Source organism: Novipirellula artificiosorum, assembly GCF_007860135.1.
In the GTDB taxonomy this organism is placed as follows: domain Bacteria; phylum Planctomycetota; class Planctomycetia; order Pirellulales; family Pirellulaceae; genus Novipirellula_A; species Novipirellula_A artificiosorum.
This window is the reverse complement of sequence record NZ_SJPV01000017.1, coordinates 21,218-44,583: the sequence shown is the minus strand read 5'-3', so window position 1 is coordinate 44,583 and position 23,366 is coordinate 21,218. Positions and strand designations below refer to the sequence as shown.

Sequence of the window (23,366 nt, the reverse complement as noted above, 5' to 3'; positions counted from 1 at the left end):
CCATCCGCATCGTCGTCGCGAGCTAGAGTTTTACGTCGCGGCCGGCGCGCAGGGTTCCCGCGGGACTGTCGGGGGCTGGGCGGTAGTCGCCTTGTTCAGGAGCGATTATTTTCGGGTCGGCAAAGACGGAGTCACTGTCCAGACCCGTTGCATTTTGGTATTCCTCAAAGCTCGTGAGTTTCTTTTGAAACACCCAAGCCATGATGCCGGAATCGCTGTACCACAGGTTATGGTGCATCTCTGGCAGTGTTTTCCATCCTCCGGTGTAGCGACTGCCCCAATCCGTCCATTGGTAGAAAAGGTTGTGCTTCACCTCGAACCCCGACGTGTCGGCGGTGTTGCTGTGGCGATCGAGGCCCTTTTCTGAATCGACATAGAACGTCCGGTGAGAAGAGCCGGCGGTCCCCATCGCGACCGGTAGACAACACAATAGTGTCGTCAGTAAGGTGAGTCTCATGGGCGAGTACTTCGAGAGGTGGGCATTCAAGGAGGGAAACTCATTCTAGCTATGCTGGATCGAAAAGAAACCCAGCTAAGCCGGTTTTTGCGCCGCGGTCCGATGGGTCCTGCTCTGCATTCGACACAGTCGTGATGGACGCGATCTTGTCAGACAAGCAGGCAAGGGACTACTCTGAAGCAATCGAAGATCACCAAACCACTCGCAAGGTCACAACCTCCACCCCCATGTCACAGCCTGATGTCACCTTTTTGATGTGAACGAAACGCTGCTTCCCCTGACAATCCGAACGGATTGATGGACGTTGAATTTGGATAAACCAAAGCCGACTGAACACGATTTGCTGGTCGCTACGAAAGCGATTGCCGTCAATCGGTTTGACGACCAAAACCGTTCCAGGAGCTTTCGTGTCGAAATACATTGAAACGGATCGTCGGGCTAACTTGGTTGGCAGTTTCTGGATGGTTGCGGCAATGGCAGCGTTTGCTGTCGAAGATGTATTTGTCAAAGCAGCCTCCAAAACACTTCCTGTCGGTCAGATTCTGATTCTTTTCGGCTTGGGTGGAGCTTTTGTATTCGCGTGTGTAGCCATTTGGAACCAGCAGTGTCTGTTCACATCAGACGTCGTTTCCCGCCCGATGCGGCTTCGCGTGTTATTCGAGATTCTGGGCCGGCTTTTCTATGTACTTGCGATCGCGCTAACCCCATTGTCCGTTGCAACGGTGATTCTTCAAGCGACACCGATTGTCGTCGTTGCGGGCGCAGCCTTGGTCTTTGGCGAAACCGTAGGTTGGCGAAGATGGATCGCAATTCTTGTTGGCTTGGCAGGGGTGATGATGATCGTTCGCCCTGGGATGGATCGTTTCTCCTTGCTCTCTGTTTTGGCCGTGCTCGGCATGCTCGGCTTTGCCGGTCGTGATCTCACCAGCCGCGCAGCTCCATTGACGCTAAGCGCGTCGGTCCTAGGGCTCTACGGGTTTCTGGCCGTTGTCGCTGCCGGTGCTCTCTATTCAATCTGGGACGCGACGCCGTTTGCGTGGCCGACTGTCCAGACCACACTCTTGCTTTTAGGGGCGGTGACATTCGGGGTTGTCGCCTACTTTGGTTTGATGAAAGCGATGCGCAGCGGGGAGGTTTCAGCTGTGACTCCATTCCGATATTCGCGGATGCTCTTTGGTATTGCCTTTGGAATGATCCTGTTTGATGAGCAATTAAGTGTTTCGATGTTGACTGGGTGCGGACTGATTGTGGTGTCAGGTCTGTTTCTTCTTTGGAGAAATCCGCGCAACGTCCGATCGGTTGGGCAATCCATTGCGATGGAGTGAATCAGCGATCTTGATCAACACGTTTATCGCTATGCGGCGCGTGAAACCAGCAAGCGACCAGGAATGGAGTTTCTTCGGAAACGGCTTGCTCGATGAACGGAACCATGCGGTCGACAACCACACGTGACGCGCCGCCTTTCAGGCATGGTTCATCGGCATCGACGGGAGAGCCGTTTTCGTAGGACGGATTGTCAATCGACCGTTTTCCACTGCCCGGATCCCAAGGACGAACCGCCGATTCGGTAACGAACGAGGTGTCATAATCGCGTTCCCATGGCGGAGCGTAGTTCGGTTGAGGGCGACGCCTTGCGTCTTTTGGACGATTGTGTTCGGCTCAACGTGCCAAGGTGCCATTTTCCGAAATGGCCTGTGGTATAGCCCTTGTCCTTCAGCAGGCTGGCGAGCTGGCCACCATCAGCCCTCGGACCTTCGGGAAGCTCTTTTCCCACCAATGCGGCGAGTGTTGTCACGGAGTCCTGGTTCGACAGCATCTTGAAATGTAGCGATTCCAAGGATTCTTTTGGGCAATTTGAGAAATGGCACTTGTCAACACGATCAAGTTCCTAACAGTAAGTCTGTACCTGCGTGTCGAGGAGAACCTGTAGAGAAGTCTGAAAAGACGCTTTCCACCGCTCGGCCGCTCAAAGACCGAAACAAACCATTTGAGGAAACAGAACGGATGAGAAAAACAGTATTAGGGCTTGTTGCCGCAGCGTTAACCATGACGATCGGATTTCAATCTGCACATGCAGGCTGCGGGACTTGCGACAAGACGATTGTTGAGAATGCGGTAGGCACCGAGGATTTCTCAACTTTGGTCGCTGCCGTCAAAGCAGCTGGATTGGTGGACACGCTTTCTGGAAAGGGTCCTTTCACCGTCTTCGCGCCGACGAATGAGGCTTTCGCCAAGCTTCCCAAGGAAACGCTTGCAGACCTTCTGAAACCCGAGAATAAGGATAAGCTCGTCAGCATCCTGACTTACCACGTCGTTCCTGGTACTGTCATGGCGAAAGATGTCGTCAAGCTGACGGAGGCTAAGACGGTTCAAGGTTCGGACGTCAAGATTAAGGTCACAGACGGCACGGTCATGGTCAACAAGGCAAAGGTCGTGAAGACGGACATCAAGTGCTCGAACGGCGTCATCCACGTCATCGATACGGTGATCTTGCCGAAGAAGTAGTCACGAAGTTATCCAGACGACTCGTTCTCGACGCCAGCTACGCCGAGTAGCTGGCGTTTTGCGTCCATTATTAATTGCACTGACGATTCCCCAAGGCACCCGCTTTCAGGAAGGAAAAACATCATGCCTGGTTTTCGATGCATTCTCATTTGCTTGATGTTCTTCTCATCTGGCGTTACGACGGTTTTGGCACATTCACCGGTCGATTTTCTTGAAGTTCTTTCGGTCAAACCGGCGCGAAGCATTCAGCACACGGTTGAGCTTCAGGGCAAGTTTGATTCAGAGAGGGTTGAGACTGATCTGGAAGGTCCATTGTTTTTCTCGCGTTCTGTCGGGTGCATGGGGCGAGCCGCCAAGAAGCAGCCGGCCTATTTGAATTGGTTCAAAATCGTGGCGTCTCCGGAGCAGCCGGAAAGGGAACTATTCATTCTTGACATGGTTCGCGGAGATTCCAGTAAGACGTTAAAGATTAAGCAGGCGGAGTACCTGCTTTCCCCATCGCAACTCATCACGTCAGGCGTTCCGGACGCGATCCCTGGAGGTTTAGATCACTACAAGGCCTACCGCGTTGTTGACGCACCATCGCTCGATCGGCAGGTTACGTTGACTGGCTCCGTCGGCTCCTCAGAGCGTCGTTTGGGCAAACCGATTTTCGTCTGTTTGCCAGTCCGAGAGTGGCATCACGACGAATACTTCTCAGCATCCCATTCAGCAGATTGCTTTGTTGTCTATGCACTAGATGAGCAGCCACACGATCAAAAGTTCAGCTTGATTGATCAATTTGGACTTAACGGGCTAACCAGCGTGAAGAACCAATGGCTCTGTGTTCGTGCGGCCATCCTACGTAGCACAGCAGAGTAGGTTCGGACGCAGATTGAAAGTTTTACGTCGAACGGTCTTGCATTTTCGATCCATCCCCTGAGTCGTCAGGTAGCCGCGTCTTCCTTTCAGAATACGCTCGACAATTCATATGCCGATGAAGTGGTCGAGCGGCAACGACGACATCGCTATCTTGACTCATGAATCCAAGCTCACTCGACTGTGACGAAGAGTGAAAAGATCCGTGAATGACTCGGCTACACCTCGCCGAGGCTTTACTTGACTCGGCGGTAAAGTCTTAACGTTCCTAAGTGAAACGCTACTTCTCAAAGGAAAGTTCAACTGTGAGTGCAACCGTCATTTCTGCGTTGCGGCAAGTGGTCGCCGATACCTATGCCCTGATCGGGCAAACGCACATCTGTCATTGGAATGTGCGTGGTCCATCCTTTTTCTCGCTGCACACGGCGTTCGAGCAACAGTACACCGAGCTGTTTGAGGCGGTCGATGAACTTGCCGAGAGGATCCGTGCCAAGAACGCGCTGGCGCCGGGAGGGCTGTCGAAGCTGGCGGAAATGGCAGGAATCGAGGAGATTGCTGAGGACGCGAGCGCCCATCAGATGGTTCAGCATTTGGTGAAGGCGAACGAAAAGCTCCTCGCCGATCTGCAAACCGGTCGCGACTGCGCTGCGGAGGCGCAGGATTCAGAAACGGAGGATCTCATGATCGGTCGGCTTCAGGTACATGAAAAGACGATCTGGATGCTCAAGAGCTACCTCGAGTAGTTGAAAATGCCCGAAGGTCACATCATTCACCGTATTGCTCGCGATCACCAAAGGTGGTTTGCAGGCCAGAAGCTGAGAGTTTCCTCTCCTCAAGGTCGCTTCAGTGAAGAGGCCTCGAAACTCAGTGGAAAGGAACTATGTCAAGTCTCGGCGCACGGCAAGCATCTGTTTTATCATTGGACTCGAGGTGTCACCACGCACGTTCACCTTGGTTTATACGGCAAGTTTCGTGTCCATCAAAATCCTGCGCCTGAGCCTCGCGGCGAAGTTCGTGTTCGCATGGTCGGACGGACGAGGTCGTTCGATCTCAATGGCCCGAATTGCTGCGAACTCATCGACCAGAAACATTATGAATCGCTGCGAACGCGACTGGGCGAGGACCCGCTTCGCCCCGATGCTTGCGCGATCAAGGTATGGGATCGGTTCACCCGCAGCCGAGCTGCAATCGGTAGCCTCTTGCTCAACCAGTCGGTGATCGCTGGCATCGGCAATGTGTATCGCGCAGAATTATTGTTTCTCATTGGCATTCACCCCGAACTTCCCGCCAATCAGCTCAATCGGTGCAAGTTTGATGAACTTTGGGAGACGATAACCAAGCTGTTGAAGATCGGCGTGAAACACAATCGGATCATTGCGGCTGGACTCGACAAAAACGATCGACCGCGAAGTCGATCGACACCATCAGAACGATTGAACGTTTACAAACGTGACAAATGTCCCGAATGTGATTGCCGGATCATCAGTTGGCCACTGGGCGGCCGGAAAATTTACGCTTGCTGCCAATGTCAGAAGAAATAGTCATCCGCCAAACCACCCCACCCGGAATCACATTGCCGTTTTCTATTCTTCTACTGATCATCAATCTTGTTGCCACGCTTTATATGGTCGGATTGATTTGGATGGTACAAATCGTTCACTATCCGCTGTTTAACGGTGTTGGCGAGGGAAGCTTCATCGCCTATCAGAAACGTCATCAATTCTTGATCACGTTGATTGTGGGGCCACCTATGTTGATCGAAGCCTTCAGTTCGCTGTTGTTGGTGTGGAATCCGCCAACGGGCGTCAACAATTGGATGATTCTTGCAGGCGTCGGCCTGCTCCTTGTGATCTGGATATCGACCGCTGCAATTCAAGTGCCTTGTCATAACAAGTTGCTTCGAGGCTTTGATCAAGCGACGCACCACCGTTTGGTCCGGTCCAACTGGATTCGTACGGCCGCCTGGACTGCCCGAGGCGGCTTCGTGGTTTGGATGCTGGTGCACGTCCTATCGGCCAGCACAGGTGTGTGAACATTGATCCTGCTCATTTTTCCCAATCAGCTGTTCGCCAAACATCCCGGTCTCAAACTCGATCCCTCGCGAGTGATTCTGCTGGAGGATTCGCTGTACTTCGGCGACAAGCAATACCCGATGCAGATGCATAAGCAGAAGCTTTGGTTCCATCGTGCTACGATGAAGCGGTATGCGTGTGACCTGTGTGATCAAGGATTCGAGGTACAGTATGTGGAGCACGATGCAAAGAAACCGATGTTGTCCGATCAATTACAAAAGTTGATCAGGACCCAACACCACAAAGGGACCAAACTTTGCGTCGTCGACCCGACAGATTTCGCTCTTGAGAAGCGTCTTCGCAAAGCGAGTGAAGAGCTGGGGATCGACTGCGAATTCCTTCCAAATCCGGGATTCATCAACTCGCAAGCCGAGAATCAGGAGTATCGTCAAGGCAAGAGGCGTTGGTTCATGGCCGATTTCTACAAGTGGCAGCGTCGCCGGCTCGATATTTTGATGGACGGCGATGAACCACGGGGCGGCCAATGGAGTTTCGACGAAGAAAACCGTAAGAAGTTGCCGAAAAAACAACTGGCGACGATCCCTGCGAACTTGCTGATCAAGCGTGATGATATCGACGATGAGGCGAAGGCGTACGTTGAAAAGCGGTTCCCCGACAACCCGGGCTACCTGAAGGATCTTATCTATCCGACGTCCCATCGCGAAGCGAGGCGTTGGTTAGATCATTTTCTTGCGAATCGGTTGGAGCAGTTTGGCGCGTTCGAGGACGCGATTGTCGAAGGTGAATCCTGGCTTTGGCATAGCGTGCTGACGCCTGTGATGAATACGGGGTTGCTGACACCCGATGAGGTCATCAAGGAAACGCTTCGCTTCGCAAAAAGAAATGAGGTACCCTTGAACTCGCTGGAAGGATTTGTCCGTCAAATCATCGGATGGCGCGAATTCATGCGTGCGACCTACCAGGACCTTGGTGTCGCCATGCGGACGACCAACCATTGGCAGCATCATCGCGCGATGCCCAAGTCTTTCTATAACGGCACAACCGGGATCGCACCGATCGACGACACGATCCACCGAGTTCTTGAGACAGGTTACTGCCATCACATCGAGCGACTGATGGTGTTAGGTGGCTTCATGTTCCTTTGTGAAATCAATCCCAACGATATCTATCGTTGGTTCATGGAAATGTTCATCGACAGCTACGACTGGGTGATGGTTCCCAATGTTTATGCGATGAGTCAGAACGCCGATGGAGGCGCGATCACAACGAAGCCCTACTTCTCAGGTTCTTCCTACATTCGCAAAATGAGCCACTATAAAAAAGAATCGTGGTGTGATGTATGGGACGGTTTGTACTGGCGTTGGATCTGGAACCACGCGGATGACCTCAGAAAGAATCCGAGATGGGCAATGATGTGCAGCATGGCCACGAAAATGGACAGCGAGAAACGCGAGCAGCACTTGAGAACGGCGAATGCATTTTTGGGTAGAATGCAGTAAGCTGCTGGGCTACTTCAGGAGTTCGCCATCGTGGATCCTGCAGCGCCATCCCAAACAGAGTCACGAGAACAAAACGAGTCAATGAAGTGAGTACCGTTAGCTCCGAACGAATGCAGTGTATGGAGGTGTGGGGTGGCAACCAGGCAGTCGATCGCAACATCGAAACTCCGGGACTCCGCATTTGGGCCTACTCGAAGCCTTATCCGGGATCCAGCTCGGGTGGTGACGTTTACTATCTTTCCTCCTGTGCTTCGGGACGAATCTCACGGATCCTGCTGGCAGACGTTAGCGGACATGGTGAAGCCGTTTCCAAAATCGCGGTTGGACTTCGCGACTTGATGCGACGCAACATCAATTACATCAATCAATCGCGTTTTGTTGCTGGAATGAATGAACAGTTCGCCGAGGTCAATGTAGATGGTGAATTTGCCACAGCGCTCGTGAGCACCTTTTTTGCACCGACAAGAACCTACTCACTTTGCAATGCTGGGCATCCTCCCCCACTGCTGTACCGCAAAGCCTCAGGCGTATGGAGCGAGCTTTCGGAAAAGAATGAACCCGCCGAGGGAATCGCTGATATCCCGTGGGGAGTATGCAATGAAGCCGCCTATTTCCAGCAAGATATTCAGCTTGGTCCCGGCGACATGGTCCTTAGTTACAGCGATGCGGTGAGTGAATCGGAAGATGCGAACGGACAGCAACTTGGATGCGAGGGGGTGTTGCGTATGGTCGCGGATCTGAATTCCGATCAACCGGCGGATCTGATATCAGCGATTCTTCAACGGATAGGTCAGATCGACGTCCGCAGTCTCGAAAGGGACGATACGACCATTTTGTTGTGTGAGGCAACCGGTAGCAGAACGCCGCTAAAAAACAGTCTGCTCGCGCCATTCCGGTTGCTTGGCCGGGTCAGTGACCAGACCGAGCTTGGTGAAGTGAACGAGCTTGGTTAGGTGAAACAGGAAGGCTCTCGTCTCACTCGATTCGGGGTCACCAAATTGAGGCATTGATCAAGGACCCGCAAAGCGATCAATCGTCTTAAGCCGACTGCGAGGCATGTAGAGCCTCCGCATCTCTCTTGATGCCATTGACCATCGTCGGAAAGACAAAGAAGTGAAGCGGCAGTACAGCGTACCAATACACCAAACCCAGTAGCCCTCTTGGACGGAACCGAGCGGTCTGAATCACCCGCGACGTAGCGCTGTCAATCGCTTCAACACGAAACTCCAACTCCGCATCGCCAGGCAACTTCATTTCCGCGTGCAATCGCAACCACCGATCCTTTTCGTATCCGTTGACACGCCAAAAATCGACCGCCTCCCCATAGCTCAACTTCTCTGGATGTCGACGACCACGGCGTAGTCCTGGTCCACCAATTGCCTTATCCATGAGTCCACGTAGCCACCAAAGCCAGTCGGCACCCCAGTAACCGTAACGCCCACCGATTCGACTGAGTGCGGCAAACGAATCGCTTGCCGACGCGTTTACCGTCTCGGAACGCTCCTCCTCAAAAACCTTGCCACCGGACCACTCCGGATCACCGGGCATTTCACCAGCGGTCGACCATCGGGTTTCGACATCACCGGACTTCAGTTTCCCCAAAGCTGCATCGATTGCACTTTGGACATCGAATAGGGGGCCAGGCATTAGCCGATGCGCGGAATCGTCGCGGCAAACGGTTCGGTTCCGCAAACCTTCGGCCAAGGGGCGTGCAATCCGCGCGTTGACGGGTGTTACAAAGGATATCCAAGCGGAACTGAGTCTCGGTGTAAGTACCGGGACCGGCAGAATGATGCGTCGACGAAGACCGAGCGACTTGGCCATCATCTGCATTAGCTCTTGATAGGTAAAGACATCCTGTCCACCAATGTCGACGACGCGACCTACTGTCTCCGAAACTTCCAAGCACTCGACCAAGTAACGGAGTACATCTCGAATTGCAATCGGTTGCGTCTCCGTTTTTACCCATCTGGGTGTGATCATGATCGGAAGTCGCTCCACGAGGTAGCGTAGAATTTCAAACGACGCGGATCCCGAACCGATGATCATCGCCGCGCGAAACACGGTTGTTTCGCACTGGCTCGTTTGCAAGATCTCGGCAACTTCTCGCCGGCTATGAAGATGTGCACTGAGGTCTGGCCCGAGTTCACCCAAACCACCTAAATAGATGATCCGTTGACAACTGGAACCCTTCAGCCCCGCGACAAAATTACTCGCCAGCTCGCGATCACGTTTGGCATAATCTTCACCCGCACTGATCATTGCGTGGACCAGATAGTAGGCCGCATCAACACCAACGGCGGCGGTTTTAACGGTCTCTACATCATTCAAGGCACCTTCAATGACCTCCAGTCGCTCATCGTTGCACCAGGGGAAGGCACGCAGCTTTTCAGGGCTTCGAACAAGGCATCGAACCGAAAGTCCCTTCTCAAGCAGCTTTGGGACTAAACGCCCTCCGACATAGCCTGTCGCACCACAAACGAGAACGCGATTGGATTTTTCAAATGGCAAGTTTTTCTCCAAACCTTAGTTGGCCAATGTCGAACGATTGCCGGCCGACTAACGCAGCTTGTTCCACTGCTGCGTTACCTGAGTCAACGTCTTTGCAGCGGTTTTCCCCAGTCCGCCGGTTGGGCGGTCAGCCGTTAAGAGGGCTGCAAGAAGAGTGTAGCGGCGTTTACACTATTAGGAAATAAAAACTAGTGCTTTGTCAATCTTTAGTTTTTGGGTTCGAGGGACCGGAGGGCTCGCGCCCTGCCGCTAAAACTTGTAGCGGAACGGCGCGAGCCGTCCGGTCTCACCCTAGTTTTTAGTCTGGACAACGCACTAGGAATTTGTCGACGATCTCACCATGAGTGACTGCCCATGCCATTTAGACATCCTGGCTTACCGATGAATTCGCCATCGTTGCCGTGCACACAAACCCGGCAAGGGGTACCGTCCATCGTGAGGAGCCTTATGCCGTACGGTTTGATGTTGCTGGTATGGCTAGGGCCGCAGGCAGAAGGTGCTGAGACGATCCGCGAGCAACTGACACTGCCGAAAGGCCGCATCGACGTGGTACTCGATTCGGACATGTACAACGAAGTGGATGACCAGTTCGCCTTAGCCTACGCCTTGCACTCAGCAGACCGAATTGATCTCAAAGCGGTCTGTGCAGCACCGTTCAAAAACCATCGTTCCACTTCAGCAAGCGACGGCATGGAACGGAGCTATAACGAGACGTTGCGTGTGCTTGAAATTTTGCAGCGGTCGAGCGATGAATTCGTGTTTCGTGGTTCGAAGACGTTCTTACCCGATCGGCACACGGCCGTCGACAGCCCGGCTGCACGAAGGATCATCGAACTGGCGAAACAGGATCGTCAGGGTCCACTGGTTGTCGTCGGGCTGGGAGCCGCAACGAATATTGCCTCCGCATTGCTGATCGAGCCGACGATTTCCGATCGGATCATGGTGGTATGGATCGGGGGACATCCTTACGACTGGGATCACGCGCGAGACTTCAATTTGAATCAGGACATCGCTGCAGCTCAGGTGCTATTCGGCGTTGGCGTGCCGTTGGTTCACGTTCCGGCCGGCGATGTGGCGGCATCGCTAACCATTTCGTTGCCGGAACTCGAGATAGGATTGAAAGGCAAATCGCCAATCGCCGACGCGCTTTATCGTAACGTGGAAATGTACTATCAGGAAACCGCAGCCAACAAAGGCCAACCACGATCCGGCTCAAACGCCTGGCGCAAAGTGATTTGGGACATCGCCACGATCGCCTGGCTTGTCGATCCAGAGAACGCGGTGACGAGCCAAATTGTCACCCGTCCCTTGCTGACGGATGCCGGCAATTGGCAGCAGGCGACGCATCGCTATCCGGTCCGTGTCGCAGTGCGGTTGGACCGCGAACGGATCTACACCGATTTGTTTGCAAAGCTCGGTCGGCCTTATCTGCCGAGCCCCACAATCGGCGGCGTGGAGTTTGATTTCCGGACGCACCGGCGGTTGGCACAAGGTAGTGACAACTGGCCGACGACATGGGCAGATGACGGGAATCTGTATGCCGTCTGGGGGGACGGCGGTGGATTTGACGGAACGAATTCCAAAGGTCGCGTGACACTGGGCGTCGCGAGGATTGAAGGCGACGCCGACAACTACGTCGGCAAGAATGTGTGGGGGGGCTTTGAACCGGAACATGCTGCGACGTTTGGCGGCAAGAGCTACGGCATCTTGTCAGTTGATACAACGCTTGCCATGTGGCTCGTTCCCCAACCGGGGCCACACCTGAGTGAATGCCGATTGGCTCAATCAGGCGATCGCGGTCAGACTTGGCAGCAGGCCGACTGGGCATTTCGATTCGACCAGGGGCTGAGCATTCCCACGTTCCTAAACTTTGGACGCAACAATGCCGGCGCGAGAGACGAATTCCTGTACAGCTATTTCATCGAACCACAGTGGGGTCCGAAGACTCCGGCTGAGAGTCAATACGGATTCGAGGTCCACAAACCCGGACGCATTCATCTCGCTCGTGTGCCAAAACGACAAATGATGCAGCGCGATCGGTTTGAGTTTTTTGCAGGTCGGGACGACAAGAACCAACCGACTTGGACGAGATCGATTGGCGACAAGCAGGCTGTTTTTCGAGACGACAACGGCGTCGGCTGGAACGTCAGCGTCAGCTTCAACGCGGGCTTGAATCGCTACTTGCTCGCAACCGAACATTCGGCAACGCATGACGGTAAATTCGGGCTATTCGATGCGCCGCAGCCGTGGGGGCCGTGGACCACGGTTGCCTACGAAGACCACTGGGCCGAAGGCCATCTCGAAGTCTCGACTTTCTATTGGAATTTCCCAACCAAGTGGCAGAGCAGCGACGGCCGCACGTTTACCATGGTGTTCACGGGAAAGAACTCCAATGATTCGTGGAACACCGTTGCTGGGCGATTTTTGCGGCGGTGAAACAGACGATTGATTTCCGCTCACTCTTTCACACATTTCCCGATGGTCTCGGCAAGCAACGTCGGGTCGATCGGTTTGGAGATATATCCATCCATTCCCGATGCAAGACAGTGTTCTTCGTCGCCTTTCATCGCACCCGCTGTCATCGCGACAATGGGCGTGTGTCTTTCAATGGCCTGTTCGTTCTGGCGAATGATCTGCGTTGCTTCGAGACCGTCTAAGCGTGGCATTTGAACGTCCATCAGAACGAGGTCAAATTGCTGCTTGTCCAATGCCGCCACGGCTTCCACACCGTCACTGGCAAGGACAACTTCATGTCCCAAGCCCTTCAACAATCCGATCGCAACCTTCTGATTTACCAAGCCATCTTCGGCCAGCAAAATCTTCAGTTTGCGAATTTCATTTTTCGAATCACCACTGAGCCCGTTGCGTTTGATATGCTCGTTGCCAGTCACTTGCAGCATCGCTCCGAGCAGGTCCGACTGCACGACCGGCTTCTGCATGTAGCGGGCGATTGCTAAACTTCGACACCGCTCCACGTCTCCGGGCTTAGCGGCCGAGGAGATCATGATCGTGTGGTAGTCTTCGCCCCCCTGTTCCTCTCGCATGAACGTTGCCACGTCAAATCCATCGACTTCGGGCATACGACAATCAAGAATGACGATCTTATAAGGTCGTCCTGCATCGGCCGCACGTTTCAATTCATCGATTCCCTTGGATCCGCTGTCCACTGCGGTCACCTCAAGGTCCCACCCTCGCAGCAACTCGTCGAGAATGTGCAGGTTGGTTGGATTGTTGTCCACGACCAAGATCGGAAATCCTCGCAGTAACTCTGAGCCATCCGGCTGCGGTTGTTCGTCGTGCACATCAAATCTTGCGGTGAAATGAAAGGTCGTTCCTTGGTCGATTTCGCTTTCAATCCAGATTCGACCGTTCATCATCTCGACGAGCTGGGTCGAGATGGTCAAACCGAGACCGGTACCACCGAAACGCCGGTTTGTGGACGTATCCGCCTGACGGAACGACTCAAAAATCGCCTCCTGTCGATCTTTGGGAATTCCAATACCGGTGTCACGAATCGAGAACTGCAACAAGATGCTTCGATCTGAAGTGACCTCGCCCGATACGTCGACTTCCACTTCGCCTTGCTCGGTAAACTTAATGGCGTTGCCCACGATATTCACAACGATTTGACCTAATCGCCCTGCATCGCCCACAAGTTGGTCGGGAAGGTTTGGATCGAAGTGACAGAGTAAATCAAGTCCCTTCTCACCCGCACGAAGCCCGAGTGTACGCACCGTGTGTCCGATGCAGTCGCGAAGGCTGAAGGGCCGATCTTCAAGATCGAGCTTGCCGGCTTCGATCTTGGAAAAATCGAGAATGTCGTTAAGCAAACGCAACAGCGAGTCGGCCGATTGCTTAACCATATTTAAGTAGTCTCGCTGTTCCGCGGTGGGTTCCGTGTTCAACAACAGCTCCGTCATTCCGATGATCCCATTCATCGGGGTACGGATTTCATGACTCATGTTGGCCAAGAACTCGCTTTTGGCACGATTTGCCTGTTCTGCCATCTCTCGGGCATCTTGAACTTCCTGCTCCGCTCGAATGCGCTCGGTGACATCCCAAAACATGACCTGGATTCCACTGATCTTGCCAGCAGCATCGTGAACAGGTCCCTTCAATTTCTCGAAATAGTGGGTCTCACCGTCGGGTCGGACATGAGATTCAATACGGTTGAGGACTTCACCCGTCTTCAACACGCTCCGGTCGGCCTCGCGATACTGCTTCGCGAGCTCTGCGGGATAGAGGTCGGCGTCACTCTTTCCGACCATCTCTTTCAAAGTCCGACCCAAAAACTGACAATACATTTGGTTTGCAAAGACAACTCTGCCTTTGGTGTCTTTGCGAACGACATTCATCGGCATCCGCTCGACCAGCGACGAGTAGAGAGCCTCCGATTCACGAATCTGACTGATATCCGTTCCAATCCCGCCAATGTATTGGGGTTGATGGTTGGCATCGTGAATGACGCTCACACGATCGTGTAGCCAAATCACCGATCCGTCTGGGCGAACGACGCGATAGTCCTGTTCGATGTGTTTGCGTTCAAGCAGTGTGCTCAGATTACTTAAGACACCACTACGGTCGTCAGGATGAACTGCGTCAATCCAATAGTTGGGATTCGAAATCAGTTTCTTGAGCTGTCGCCCGTAGATACGCTCGGCGACACGATTGATGTAAAGCAACTGGCTGCCATCCACCGAGGTGAACCACACCAAGTGCTTCGCGGCATTGATCAGCGTCTTGATCAGCAGATCCTTCTTAGGCCTTACGACCCCCAAGCCATCAAAGGATGTATAGATATCCACAATTCTAACCATTTGTGCCGGGGGAATCTTCAATCCGCAGATGACCCCACTCTAGAATGTATTCCGGATTGAATCAAGCAAATTGCGTGCAATCCGAGGCCTCAACGGGATTTCGAACAAGACATCTTTCTGCCGCTTTTCCGCGCGCTGCTCACCCTTAAACGGGATCTCTTACCGGTGCAGGCTAGAATAGAAGCCTACTTCATGATTCCCCCGCCAACACTGCCGATGTGCCACCATGCCTCCCAGAATTAGAATCGCATCTGGAATCCACCTGCTTTTCATCACGCTGATTGCCTTCGTTGGGATGGCTGGGTCCGAGTTGGCTGCGGAGGAGCCGTCGATTCCCGAACCGCTGTTACCCTGGAAAGATTGGGTCATGTGGGACAAGAAACACGGCAATTGCCCGACAATCTACAGTGCTGCGGATCAGCCGATTTGTTTCTGGCCGTCGACGCTGAACCTTTCGGTTAACGACAGCGGCGGTTCTTTCAGCGCCACGATCGACGTGTTCGAAGAGTCTTGGGTTCCACTTCCGGGCAGTGAGGAGGTTTGGCCGGTCAAGGTTCGCTCAGGCGATAAAGCGTTGGTGGTCGTCAAGCAGGACGGGCGTCCCTCGGTGAAACTGCCCCCAGGGCAAGTGAGTCTCTCAGGTGAGTTTCGCTGGAACACGATGCCCCAGCGAATCACGGTCCCACAATCGATTGGCATTTTGTCGCTTTCCATCCAGGGAGCCCAGGTTCCTACACCGACGTGGGATCCAGGTGGCCAAGTCTGGCTTCGGCGTACGGCGTCCGGCGTTGCGGGCAAGAACTCAATGGGCGTCAAGGTCTATCGCCGCATCGAGGACGGAATCCCGGTGTGGTTGAGAACTCAGATTGAATTGACCGTGTCGGGTAAGAGTCGTGAAGAATCGCTGGGGTTTGCGTTGCCTTTCGATTGGCAATTGTCGACGGTGGAAAGTGAAATTCCGGTCGCGGTGGACGATCGTGGTTTTGTCAAAGCGCAAGTACGCCCCGGCAAATGGACGATCTCGCTCAGTGCGTTTCGCACAACCGATCCGAGCGTCATCGAGTATGCGGCGGACACGCCACCGATGGTTGGAAGCGAATGGGTCGGGCTGAAAACGGATACCGAGTTTCGCGCGGCCACAATCGAAGATTTGCTGATGGTCGACGCAACGCAAACGACGTATCCCGAACCATGGCGAGGCACGGGGATCTACGTTTGGGACACTTCGAAACCATTTCGATTAGTTGAAAAGATGCGAGGCATGGGCGATCAGGCCGCCGAGGGGCTCGAGATCCATCGGCGGCTTTGGTTGGACGAAGACGGTGTGGGCGTGACCTACCAAGACCATTTGAAAGGTAAACGTCAAGAGATCTGGCGACTGGACGTCGCTCAGGCGCATCAGCTTGGACACGTGCGCATCGATGATCAACCTCAGCTGATTACCGAAAACCCCAGCACGGGGGCAAGCGGCGTCGAAGTTCGCTCGCGTGATCTGAAGATGCAGGCCATCGGACGACTTGACCGATCCGACCAATTCGCAGCAACCGGTTGGCAAACCGATGCGGACGCCTTGCGTCTCACATTGACGCTGCCTCCGGGATGGCGAGCCTTGGCGGTCCTCGGAGCCGATTCCGTCGCGGGCGACTGGCTAACCGCATGGACGCTATTTGATCTGTTTTTGTTATTGATCTTTGCGCTCGCGGTTTTTCGTTTGTACGGAGTCGTTCCTGGCGTGATCGCTTTGCTTGCGTTTGGGTTGGCGTACCATGAACCGTATGCGCCTCGCTTCACTTGGTTGTTGCTGCTGATTCCGCTGGCGCTATTGAAAGTCGTTGAGAAAGGTGCATTGAAGCCATGGATTGTCGCTTGGAAGAATGTTGCGATTGCCGTACTGCTGCTGTGTCTGATTCCGTTTATTGTCTTGCAAACGCAAAGTGTCCTCTATCCACAATTAGAAACGACGGGGGTGACTTACGGCAGTCGCGGCATTTTTGCTTGGCCCCACTTTGACTTTTCCAGTACTTCGCCGAACGGCTTCAGCAAATCGGGGAGCCTTTCTCGATACGAGCCCGCTGTGAGCGAAGGTCGGCAGATGAAACAGATTGGGTTGGCTACGCACGCCAACTTGACGTACGACCCAAGCGCCAGAATTCAAACGGGTCCCGCGGAACCGAAATGGAATTGGAATAATGTCGATTGCAGATGGAGTGGACCGGTGACCAGCGAGCAAGTGGTTCGCCCGGTCCTGCTTTCACTTACTCGAAATCGGATCCTGACGGTCTTGCGATTGGCGTTGCTGATCCTGCTTTCGGTGATCTTGTTTGGAGTTCGCAAGATCCGCTGGCCCTTTCCGAGACAAACGTCCGGCGTTGCAGCCGGGGCCCTGATCTTACTCATGCTGCCCAGCTCGGGATCGGCTCAAATGCCCGACGAGGCAATGCTCGGCATGCTGCGTCAGCGATTGACAGAAACACCCGAGGTGTATCCCAACGCCGCTGAAATCCCGTCTGCTGATTTGTCGATTGTCGAGGATAGGCTTGAGATGCAGGTGACCGTTCATGCGGCGATCGACGTTGCGGTTCCCTTGCCCGGACGGCTGCCTGCTTGGTCACCCGTTTCCGTTTTGCTCGACGGTCGATCGGACGGTGTGATCGTTTGCCGGCGAGACGAATACCTTTGGATATTGGTTCCCAAGGGGGTCCACGAGGTCGAAGTCAAAGGGCTGCTGCCGAAGCAAGCAAACTGGGAGTGGACGTTTTTGTTGAAGCCGCACTACGTTACGGTTGAGGCCGAGGGTTGGAAAGTGACGGGGATCAACCCCAACGGTACACCGGACGGACAAGTCTTCTTTGTCAAAGAGCAGGAAGTCACGGGCGACAAGGCGGCGTACGACCAATCCCACTTCAATACAATCGTCGAGGTGAAGCGTGAATTGGAACTCGGCTTGGTTTGGAAAGTTCGCACAACGGTGAAGCGGTTATCGGAGTCCGGTAAAGCGATCTCGCTGGAAGTGCCTTTGTTGCAAGGCGAAAAGGTTCTATCGTCAAGCCGCAATATCGAAGCGGGCAAGATTGCCGTTCGACTCGCGGCAACTCAATCGCAAACCGCGTGGAACAGCGAATTGCCGATTCGTTCCGAGATCCTAATGACGGCATCCGAGTCCATTTCATGGGTTGAGAGTTGGCAGCTGACGACATCGGCGATGTGGAGTGTTTCACTATCGGGCTTGCGGCCGGTCTTCCAGAGCAATGGAAACAACTTGATCCCTGTTTGGCATCCTTGGCCGTCCGAGAGTGTCCAACTGCGGCTCAGCAAACCGATTCCCATTATCGGCGAGACGATGACGGTGCATCGTGTCAACCACGAAACGATGCTTGGTGACCGCCGACGGACGAACGACTTGTCAATCGAGTTGGAGAGTTCTTTGGCCAGCGACTTTTCGATGACGTTGGATCCCACGGCGGAAATTTCTCAACTGGCCGTCGATGGGCAATCGATTCCGAGGCAGCGCGACGGTTCGACGTTGGTTGTCCCCGTCCACCCCGGGAAACAGACCGTGACGCTGCAGTGGCGAACGAATGAGGCGATCAAGACGGTGGTCCGCAAAACACCGATCACGTTGCCAACCGAAGCATCCAACATCACCACCACGATGAACCTGCCCAAGAATCGCTGGATTTTGTGGGCCGATGGTCCCCTACAAGGCCCGGCGGTACGGTTTTGGACGGTGCTGGTCGTGGCGATGCTGGCGGCATTGGCACTCGGCAGTCTCTCGCTCTCACCGCTGGGACGTTGGGAATGGGGGCTGTTGTTCCTGGGGCTGACTCAGGTGCATTTGATTCCCGCCTTGATTGTCGTCGGTTGGTTGTTCCTGTTGGCCTGGCGCGGCCTGCAAGCAGATCGCTTGGGCCGCTGGCGATTCAATCTGGTTCAGCTATTCCTGCCGATTGCAAGCTTCGCTGCGCTTGTGATTCTGCTGTTCGCGGTTGCCGCGGGGCTGCTTGGAAATCCGGAGATGTTTATTCTCGGAAGCGGATCATCGGGCAATCATTTGACTTGGTTTGAACCACGCACGGCTGCGGCGTTGCCCGTGCCGTATGTTGTGTCCGTGTCGGTATGGTTCTATCGGCTGATGATGCTTTTTTGGGCTTTGTGGCTCGCATCGGCGTTGCTGCGTTGGCTCAATTGGGGATGGCAACAATACAGCCAAGGCGGATTGTGGCGACCGAAAGTGCGCAACCCCCCACCTCTCGCTACGCCACAGAGTCGAATTCCATGAAGTGCATCCTGATTCCCCTTCTCGTCTTGAGCGGCATCTTGAGCCTGTCCGCTGCGACGACTTCGCTGAGCCCACTCGACCTATCTACAATGAGTGCGGGTTGGGGAGAACCGCAAAGGGATCTCTCGATCACTGGAAAGCCGCTGCGCATTGGCGAGCAGTCCTATTCAAGCGGTATTGGGAAACACGCCAGCCCAGGGGCATCGAACAAACACGCCACCAACTCATTCTCGCGAAACCGCTTCACGATGGTTCGCTAGCGGTCGGGATTTTCAACCTCGCCCCCTACCCTCGCGAGATTGCGGTGAACCTAGCCGAGCTCGTTCGCAAGGGATCACAGCAAGTCTTCGACGTTTGGCGTCATAAGCGTCTCAGCCCGATCGATGAAGAACGGAGCGTTAAGGTTCCCCGCCTTGGCGTGCATTTTGTCCAGCTGATGTGAAATCACTCGATGTCGGCCTGTGTCTCCTGCACTCAATTGAAGCAGATTTGACAATTGCCCGTCGGCGTCTTACGTTACGGGATGTTAATTTCATCCTGGATGGCTTGTGGGCCGTAGGTTGTTCACGCGACCGCCAATGGAGCGGCCCCCCGGAAAGGATGCCGGAGAAATGTCGTGAACCGCAAGAGTGAGCCCCCCTCGGACCGGGCCCTCGGGTTGCCCCGTGGCCTAGAAGACCTTCGCGAGATCATTGCAGAGAACGTGCACAATACCTGGGCACGTCAGCGTTCCGAGGAAGGATGGTGCTATGGTGCCGAACGGGACGATTCTGCCAAAACGCACCCTGACCTCGTCCCCTACGCCCAGCTTGCCGATTCGGAACGGGACTACGATCGCCTTACCGCGTGGGAAACGCTGCAAACGATTCTGCGACATGGCTATCGAATCGTGGGACCCGATGACTCCGTTGAGCGATCGGGTTCGGCCTACCCGGTTCCTCCCACCCCAGGCGCCAATGAGTACGGCACCCACGCGATTGAAATGGAACGGCTGCTACGACAAACGGACGCCGTTGATTTGATCTCGATCGTTGCCAAACACAAGTCGGTTCCTCTTAGGGTGCGATGGTCAAACCGCTCGAATGCCCAACTACTGATACAGTATTTACTGGAACGCAACGAACCCATCTTGGCGTTTGATTTTGTTAGCGAAGCTTTAGAATCTTTTCCCAACGAGGTCAGGCTGATGCAACTGCAAGGTCTTAGCCTGGCACGAGCCGGAGCGACCTTGCATGCGAATCAGATTTTTCAACAACTGCGTGATGCTGGACATCGCGACGAAGAAACCCTTGGCAACCTCGCTCGCACTTACAAGACGTTGTGGGAATATGAAACCGATGCCATCCGAAAGCAAAGCTATTTGAACAGAGCGTTCGATGCATACCGCTATTCCTATCAAGCAACGTCGGGTTATTGGTCGGGTGTCAACGTCGCCTTTTTGGCGCTGATACGTGGAGACGAAGCCACTGCTTCGACGGTTGCAAAAGAAGTCGAGCAACAATGTAAGGAGTTGATCGACCAGAACACGTCCAAATCGTCACCCAACTATTGGGTCATGGCCACGATCGCCGAAGCCGCCCTGATTCAAGGAAAACTGGATTCCGCGGTCCACTGGTACAAGCGAGCGACGAAGTCGGCCGGACAACGGTTCGGTAATATCGCCTCGACCTTTCGGCAAGCACGCGTGCTTGCCCATCATCGCAACATCGATTGGTACCGACTTAGCCCTTGTTTTCCCCTTCCCAAGATCGTTGTCTTTGCACAGCCATCCGAAAGACTTGCGGAGATGCCTGTTGCAATGATCCCACTCGTCAAGAAGTGCGTTAGCGCATTCATCCAACGTCATTCGGGGCTCATTGCTTTCGGGACGTTGGAAAGTGATTGGGAACGATTGTTCCTTGAAGCCGTCGTGGATTCAGGCGGCGAGATTCACGTGTTGCAGGATGGCGGAAAACCAGTGGCTCAGCCGACGGAATTTGACGGCGACCCTGTACGAAGAAAACTGCTTCACAAAAGCGAACACATTCACACCGTAACCGCATGCGCCGGACAATCAAGCGAAATGGCTGATCAGTACTCCGCGAATGTGCTGCGGGGGTTAGCCATGATGCGCGCCAAGCAATTTGGAGCCGATCCATCCTGTGTAACGCTTTCTTTGTCAGAGAATCCCATCGCGGTTGAAATCAAGGAAACGAGCATCGATGAGGAGGGTCTGGGCATGCGACAAACCAACATGATTGGCCCCATTGCATCTCGCACCATCGAATCGTTGGATGAGTGCATTGTCGATCATCAACCGACGGTCATGTCACTGCTGTTCGCGGATGTGAAGGGCTTCAGTCGACTCAATGAGTCTCAATTGGTGGCGTTCGCCAAGGTGTTTCTGGGCACCGTTTCGGAATGCATGCGAGACCTGGTCGTCCAACCCAATACGAAGCACACGTGGGGCGACGGACTGTACTTTACTTTTGAAAAGATTCAGGATGCAGGTCGGTATGCGCTTCGATTGGCCGACGCGATTGGATCGGTCCCGTGGGCTCGTCATGGCTTGCCCGTCGATCTTGGGATCCGCATTGGCCTGCACGCTGGACCCGTTTACGGGTGCTATGATCCGATCAGCCAGCAATTGACGTACTTTGGCATCCACGTGAATCACGCCGCTCGTATTGAACCCGTGACTCCACCTGGAAACGTGTACGCCAGCGAGTCCTTTGCGGCGCTGGCTGCACATCAAAAGAACTGTAGTTTCCAATGCGAGTATGTCGGGCAAACTCCCTTGGCAAAAGATTTCGGAATGTTTGCCACTTACCACCTCCGTTCCGCAACGTCCTCGTAGCGAGGTCACCATGCAAAAGCTGTTTGTCTCCTACCGCCGAAAGGAATCGCAAGACTTCACAGGACGAATGTTTGATCGCTTGCAGGGTTATTATGGCCCCAATAGTGTCTTCATGGACGTGGATGACTTGCTAGCCGGCAAGGACTACCGGACACAGATCGCTCGGATCATCCAACAGTGCGATGTTGTGCTGGTCGTTATCGGCGAACAGTGGTTGGACATCGTCGACGATTTCGGCAAGCGGAGACTGGATAATCCTGATGATCAGCTTCGAATTGAAGTAGAAACCGCGGTGGAGCAGGGCAAGAGTCTCGTTCCCGTGCTGATCCACGGCGCGTCCCTGCCTCCATCCGAACGATTGCCGGAATCGATTGCCGGAGTTGCCTCTTGTGACCCCATCCCGATCGACAGCGGCGTCCCCTTCAACAGCGACGTCAAAAAGCTGATCGATCGGCTGGCGAAATCGCACGGCATCCTGTCACCCGATTCGCGTTTCCCGCTGGAGTTGATCCTCATCCCAATGGGTATCCTTCTCGTTGGGATTGGAGTGGCGTCCTTGTCCCTTTTGCCCGGGGATGCCGATTTCATGCTTTGGCAATTGCCGCTGCCCGACGTCCGGTTTGAGCAGATGGGGCTGACCGAAAGCGATTTGGGGATGGCCGCATATTCTCGGGCGTTACTGGATATGATCCTCTATTGCACACTTCCGCTTGCGGTTGGCCCAGTCTTAATTGTCGTTGGAAAACGTTGGTGTTGTTTGACCCAAGAATCGACGGCTAGAAGGGCCCATTTTTCATCAGGCATTGGTCGGCGGCGAGCACCCAAGAGCACTTCTGCTGTCGTCAGTTTGGCATGCGGTTTGGCCTCGATGGGTTTAGGTGTGCTCGCCACGATACCCGCAATTTTGTTTGGAGTTTGGGCTGTTCTGACGACAGGCCGCCGACATGGTTGGGTCCGTGGTCGCTCGCTCGCCATCATTGGAATGCTGACTGGCATGCTTGGAATTGTGACCACGCTCTCGATCCAGTTGCCATACTGGAAGTTCTATCGATGGTTACGCGAAATGGACTCCGCAAGAATAGCGTTGGATCAAAAAGATTCGGAAACGGCGTTGACGTCTTACCGATTGGCGTCGCAGCTCTTTGAGCCCCAGACGGATGAAAGTGACATCGCTTTGGTAAACTTCGCGCGAGCGTTGGGCGTGCAGGGGAAACATCAGGACGCGGTTGACGTTCTGTCCCCGATCTTGGCAGTCCGGGAATCGGTTTACAACTCCTCCGACCCCATAGATGCCAGTCAGGAACAACGAGATATTCTGCGCAACGCCTATCAAATTCGCGGCAACGCATTGCAACAGCTCGGAGACAGCGAGGGAGCGTCGACCGACATGCGGGCATCGGAATCCGTAGGCGGATCGAGTTCCTCGTTCTTGGATAGGTTATTCGATGCCATTCCGAAATTTGACGATCGTGATGAAGCGAGGAAAGAACCGCAATCGGAGGTACCCCCGCCACCCCTGCCGATTCCCGATGTTGACGCGTGATTCTCTAAACCAACTACGTCAGTTTGGC

18 protein-coding genes are annotated in these 23,366 nt (G+C 54.2%); 14 read left to right on the top strand and 4 right to left on the bottom strand.

Annotated elements, in window-relative coordinates:
• Positions 1-22 precede the first annotated feature (22 nt).
• A complete protein-coding gene (locus Poly41_RS29285; RefSeq protein ID WP_146530928.1) occupies positions 23-457 on the bottom strand; it encodes a hypothetical protein in 435 nt (144 codons plus the stop codon).
• Positions 458-647: 190 nt separating this feature from the next.
• On the bottom strand, positions 648-878 hold the full coding sequence (locus tag Poly41_RS29280; RefSeq protein ID WP_146530927.1) for a hypothetical protein: 231 nt from the start codon (positions 876-878) through the stop codon (positions 648-650).
• Between Poly41_RS29280 and Poly41_RS29275 the strand changes: the two genes are divergently transcribed.
• The 8 genes from Poly41_RS29275 to Poly41_RS29235 all read left to right on the top strand — a co-directional run bounded on the left by Poly41_RS29275 (position 865) and on the right by Poly41_RS29235 (position 8,305).
• Positions 865-1,782 carry a DMT family transporter gene (locus Poly41_RS29275; protein ID WP_231616045.1) on the top strand — a complete coding sequence of 306 codons (918 nt, stop codon included), beginning with the start codon at positions 865-867 and terminating at the stop codon, positions 1,780-1,782. The genes Poly41_RS29280 and Poly41_RS29275 overlap by 14 nt on opposite strands.
• A 679-nt stretch (positions 1,783-2,461) precedes the next feature.
• Positions 2,462-2,962 carry a fasciclin domain-containing protein gene (locus tag Poly41_RS29265; RefSeq protein WP_146530926.1) on the top strand — a complete coding sequence of 167 codons (501 nt, stop codon included), beginning with the start codon at positions 2,462-2,464 and terminating at the stop codon, positions 2,960-2,962.
• Positions 2,963-3,085: 123 nt separating this feature from the next.
• On the top strand, positions 3,086-3,823 hold the full coding sequence (locus tag Poly41_RS29260; RefSeq protein ID WP_146530925.1) for a DUF7450 family protein: 738 nt from the start codon (positions 3,086-3,088) through the stop codon (positions 3,821-3,823).
• A gap of 302 nt (positions 3,824-4,125) precedes the next feature.
• A complete protein-coding gene (locus Poly41_RS29255) occupies positions 4,126-4,563 on the top strand; it encodes a Dps family protein (protein ID WP_197231787.1) in 438 nt (145 codons plus the stop codon).
• Positions 4,564-4,569: 6 nt separating this feature from the next.
• Positions 4,570-5,361: an Fpg/Nei family DNA glycosylase gene (locus Poly41_RS29250; protein WP_146530923.1), complete on the top strand. Its 792-nt coding sequence runs from the start codon at positions 4,570-4,572 to the stop codon at positions 5,359-5,361.
• The gene (locus Poly41_RS29245) at positions 5,346-5,852 is read left to right on the top strand and encodes a hypothetical protein (RefSeq protein ID WP_146530922.1); all 507 of its coding nucleotides are present in this window, start codon (positions 5,346-5,348) and stop codon (positions 5,850-5,852) included. Before Poly41_RS29250 ends, Poly41_RS29245 begins: the two co-directional genes overlap by 16 nt.
• 3 nt (positions 5,853-5,855) lie before the next feature.
• Positions 5,856-7,352, top strand: a complete 1,497-nt coding sequence (locus Poly41_RS29240) for a cryptochrome/photolyase family protein (RefSeq protein ID WP_146530921.1) — start codon at positions 5,856-5,858, stop codon at positions 7,350-7,352.
• 86 nt (positions 7,353-7,438) lie between these two features.
• Complete coding sequence (locus tag Poly41_RS29235; RefSeq protein ID WP_146530920.1) at positions 7,439-8,305, top strand: PP2C family protein-serine/threonine phosphatase; 867 nt, start codon at positions 7,439-7,441, stop codon at positions 8,303-8,305.
• An 85-nt stretch (positions 8,306-8,390) separates the two neighbouring features.
• On the opposite strand, the gene Poly41_RS29230 is transcribed toward Poly41_RS29235, so the two are convergent.
• On the bottom strand, positions 8,391-9,863 hold the full coding sequence (locus Poly41_RS29230; RefSeq protein ID WP_231616044.1) for an SDR family oxidoreductase: 1,473 nt from the start codon (positions 9,861-9,863) through the stop codon (positions 8,391-8,393).
• Between the two features lie 447 nt (positions 9,864-10,310).
• On the opposite strand from Poly41_RS29230, the gene Poly41_RS29225 reads away from it, so the two are divergent.
• Positions 10,311-12,299: a nucleoside hydrolase gene (locus Poly41_RS29225; RefSeq protein ID WP_231616043.1), complete on the top strand. Its 1,989-nt coding sequence runs from the start codon at positions 10,311-10,313 to the stop codon at positions 12,297-12,299.
• Positions 12,300-12,319: 20 nt separating this feature from the next.
• Here Poly41_RS29225 and Poly41_RS29220 read toward each other — a convergent pair whose 3' ends face one another.
• Entirely contained in the window at positions 12,320-14,668 is a 2,349-nt protein-coding gene (locus Poly41_RS29220) for a PAS domain-containing hybrid sensor histidine kinase/response regulator (protein WP_197231783.1), read from the bottom strand.
• Positions 14,669-14,906: 238 nt separating this feature from the next.
• Between Poly41_RS29220 and Poly41_RS34505 the strand changes: the two genes are divergently transcribed.
• The 5 genes from Poly41_RS34505 to Poly41_RS29205 all read left to right on the top strand — a co-directional run bounded on the left by Poly41_RS34505 (position 14,907) and on the right by Poly41_RS29205 (position 23,338).
• Positions 14,907-18,959, top strand: coding sequence for a hypothetical protein (locus Poly41_RS34505; protein ID WP_197231781.1), 4,053 nt, complete (start codon positions 14,907-14,909; stop codon positions 18,957-18,959).
• Positions 18,956-19,219: an NPCBM/NEW2 domain-containing protein gene (locus Poly41_RS35195; RefSeq protein ID WP_231616042.1), complete on the top strand. Its 264-nt coding sequence runs from the start codon at positions 18,956-18,958 to the stop codon at positions 19,217-19,219. The genes Poly41_RS34505 and Poly41_RS35195 overlap by 4 nt, the downstream gene beginning before the upstream one ends.
• A complete protein-coding gene (locus Poly41_RS35830) occupies positions 19,162-19,401 on the top strand; it encodes a hypothetical protein (protein WP_390621502.1) in 240 nt (79 codons plus the stop codon). Before Poly41_RS35195 ends, Poly41_RS35830 begins: the two co-directional genes overlap by 58 nt.
• Before the next feature lie 174 nt (positions 19,402-19,575).
• Positions 19,576-21,795: a TRAFs-binding domain-containing protein gene (locus Poly41_RS29210; protein ID WP_146530915.1), complete on the top strand. Its 2,220-nt coding sequence runs from the start codon at positions 19,576-19,578 to the stop codon at positions 21,793-21,795.
• A gap of 10 nt (positions 21,796-21,805) precedes the next feature.
• Positions 21,806-23,338: a TIR domain-containing protein gene (locus Poly41_RS29205; protein ID WP_197231778.1), complete on the top strand. Its 1,533-nt coding sequence runs from the start codon at positions 21,806-21,808 to the stop codon at positions 23,336-23,338.
• Positions 23,339-23,366 lie beyond the last annotated feature (28 nt).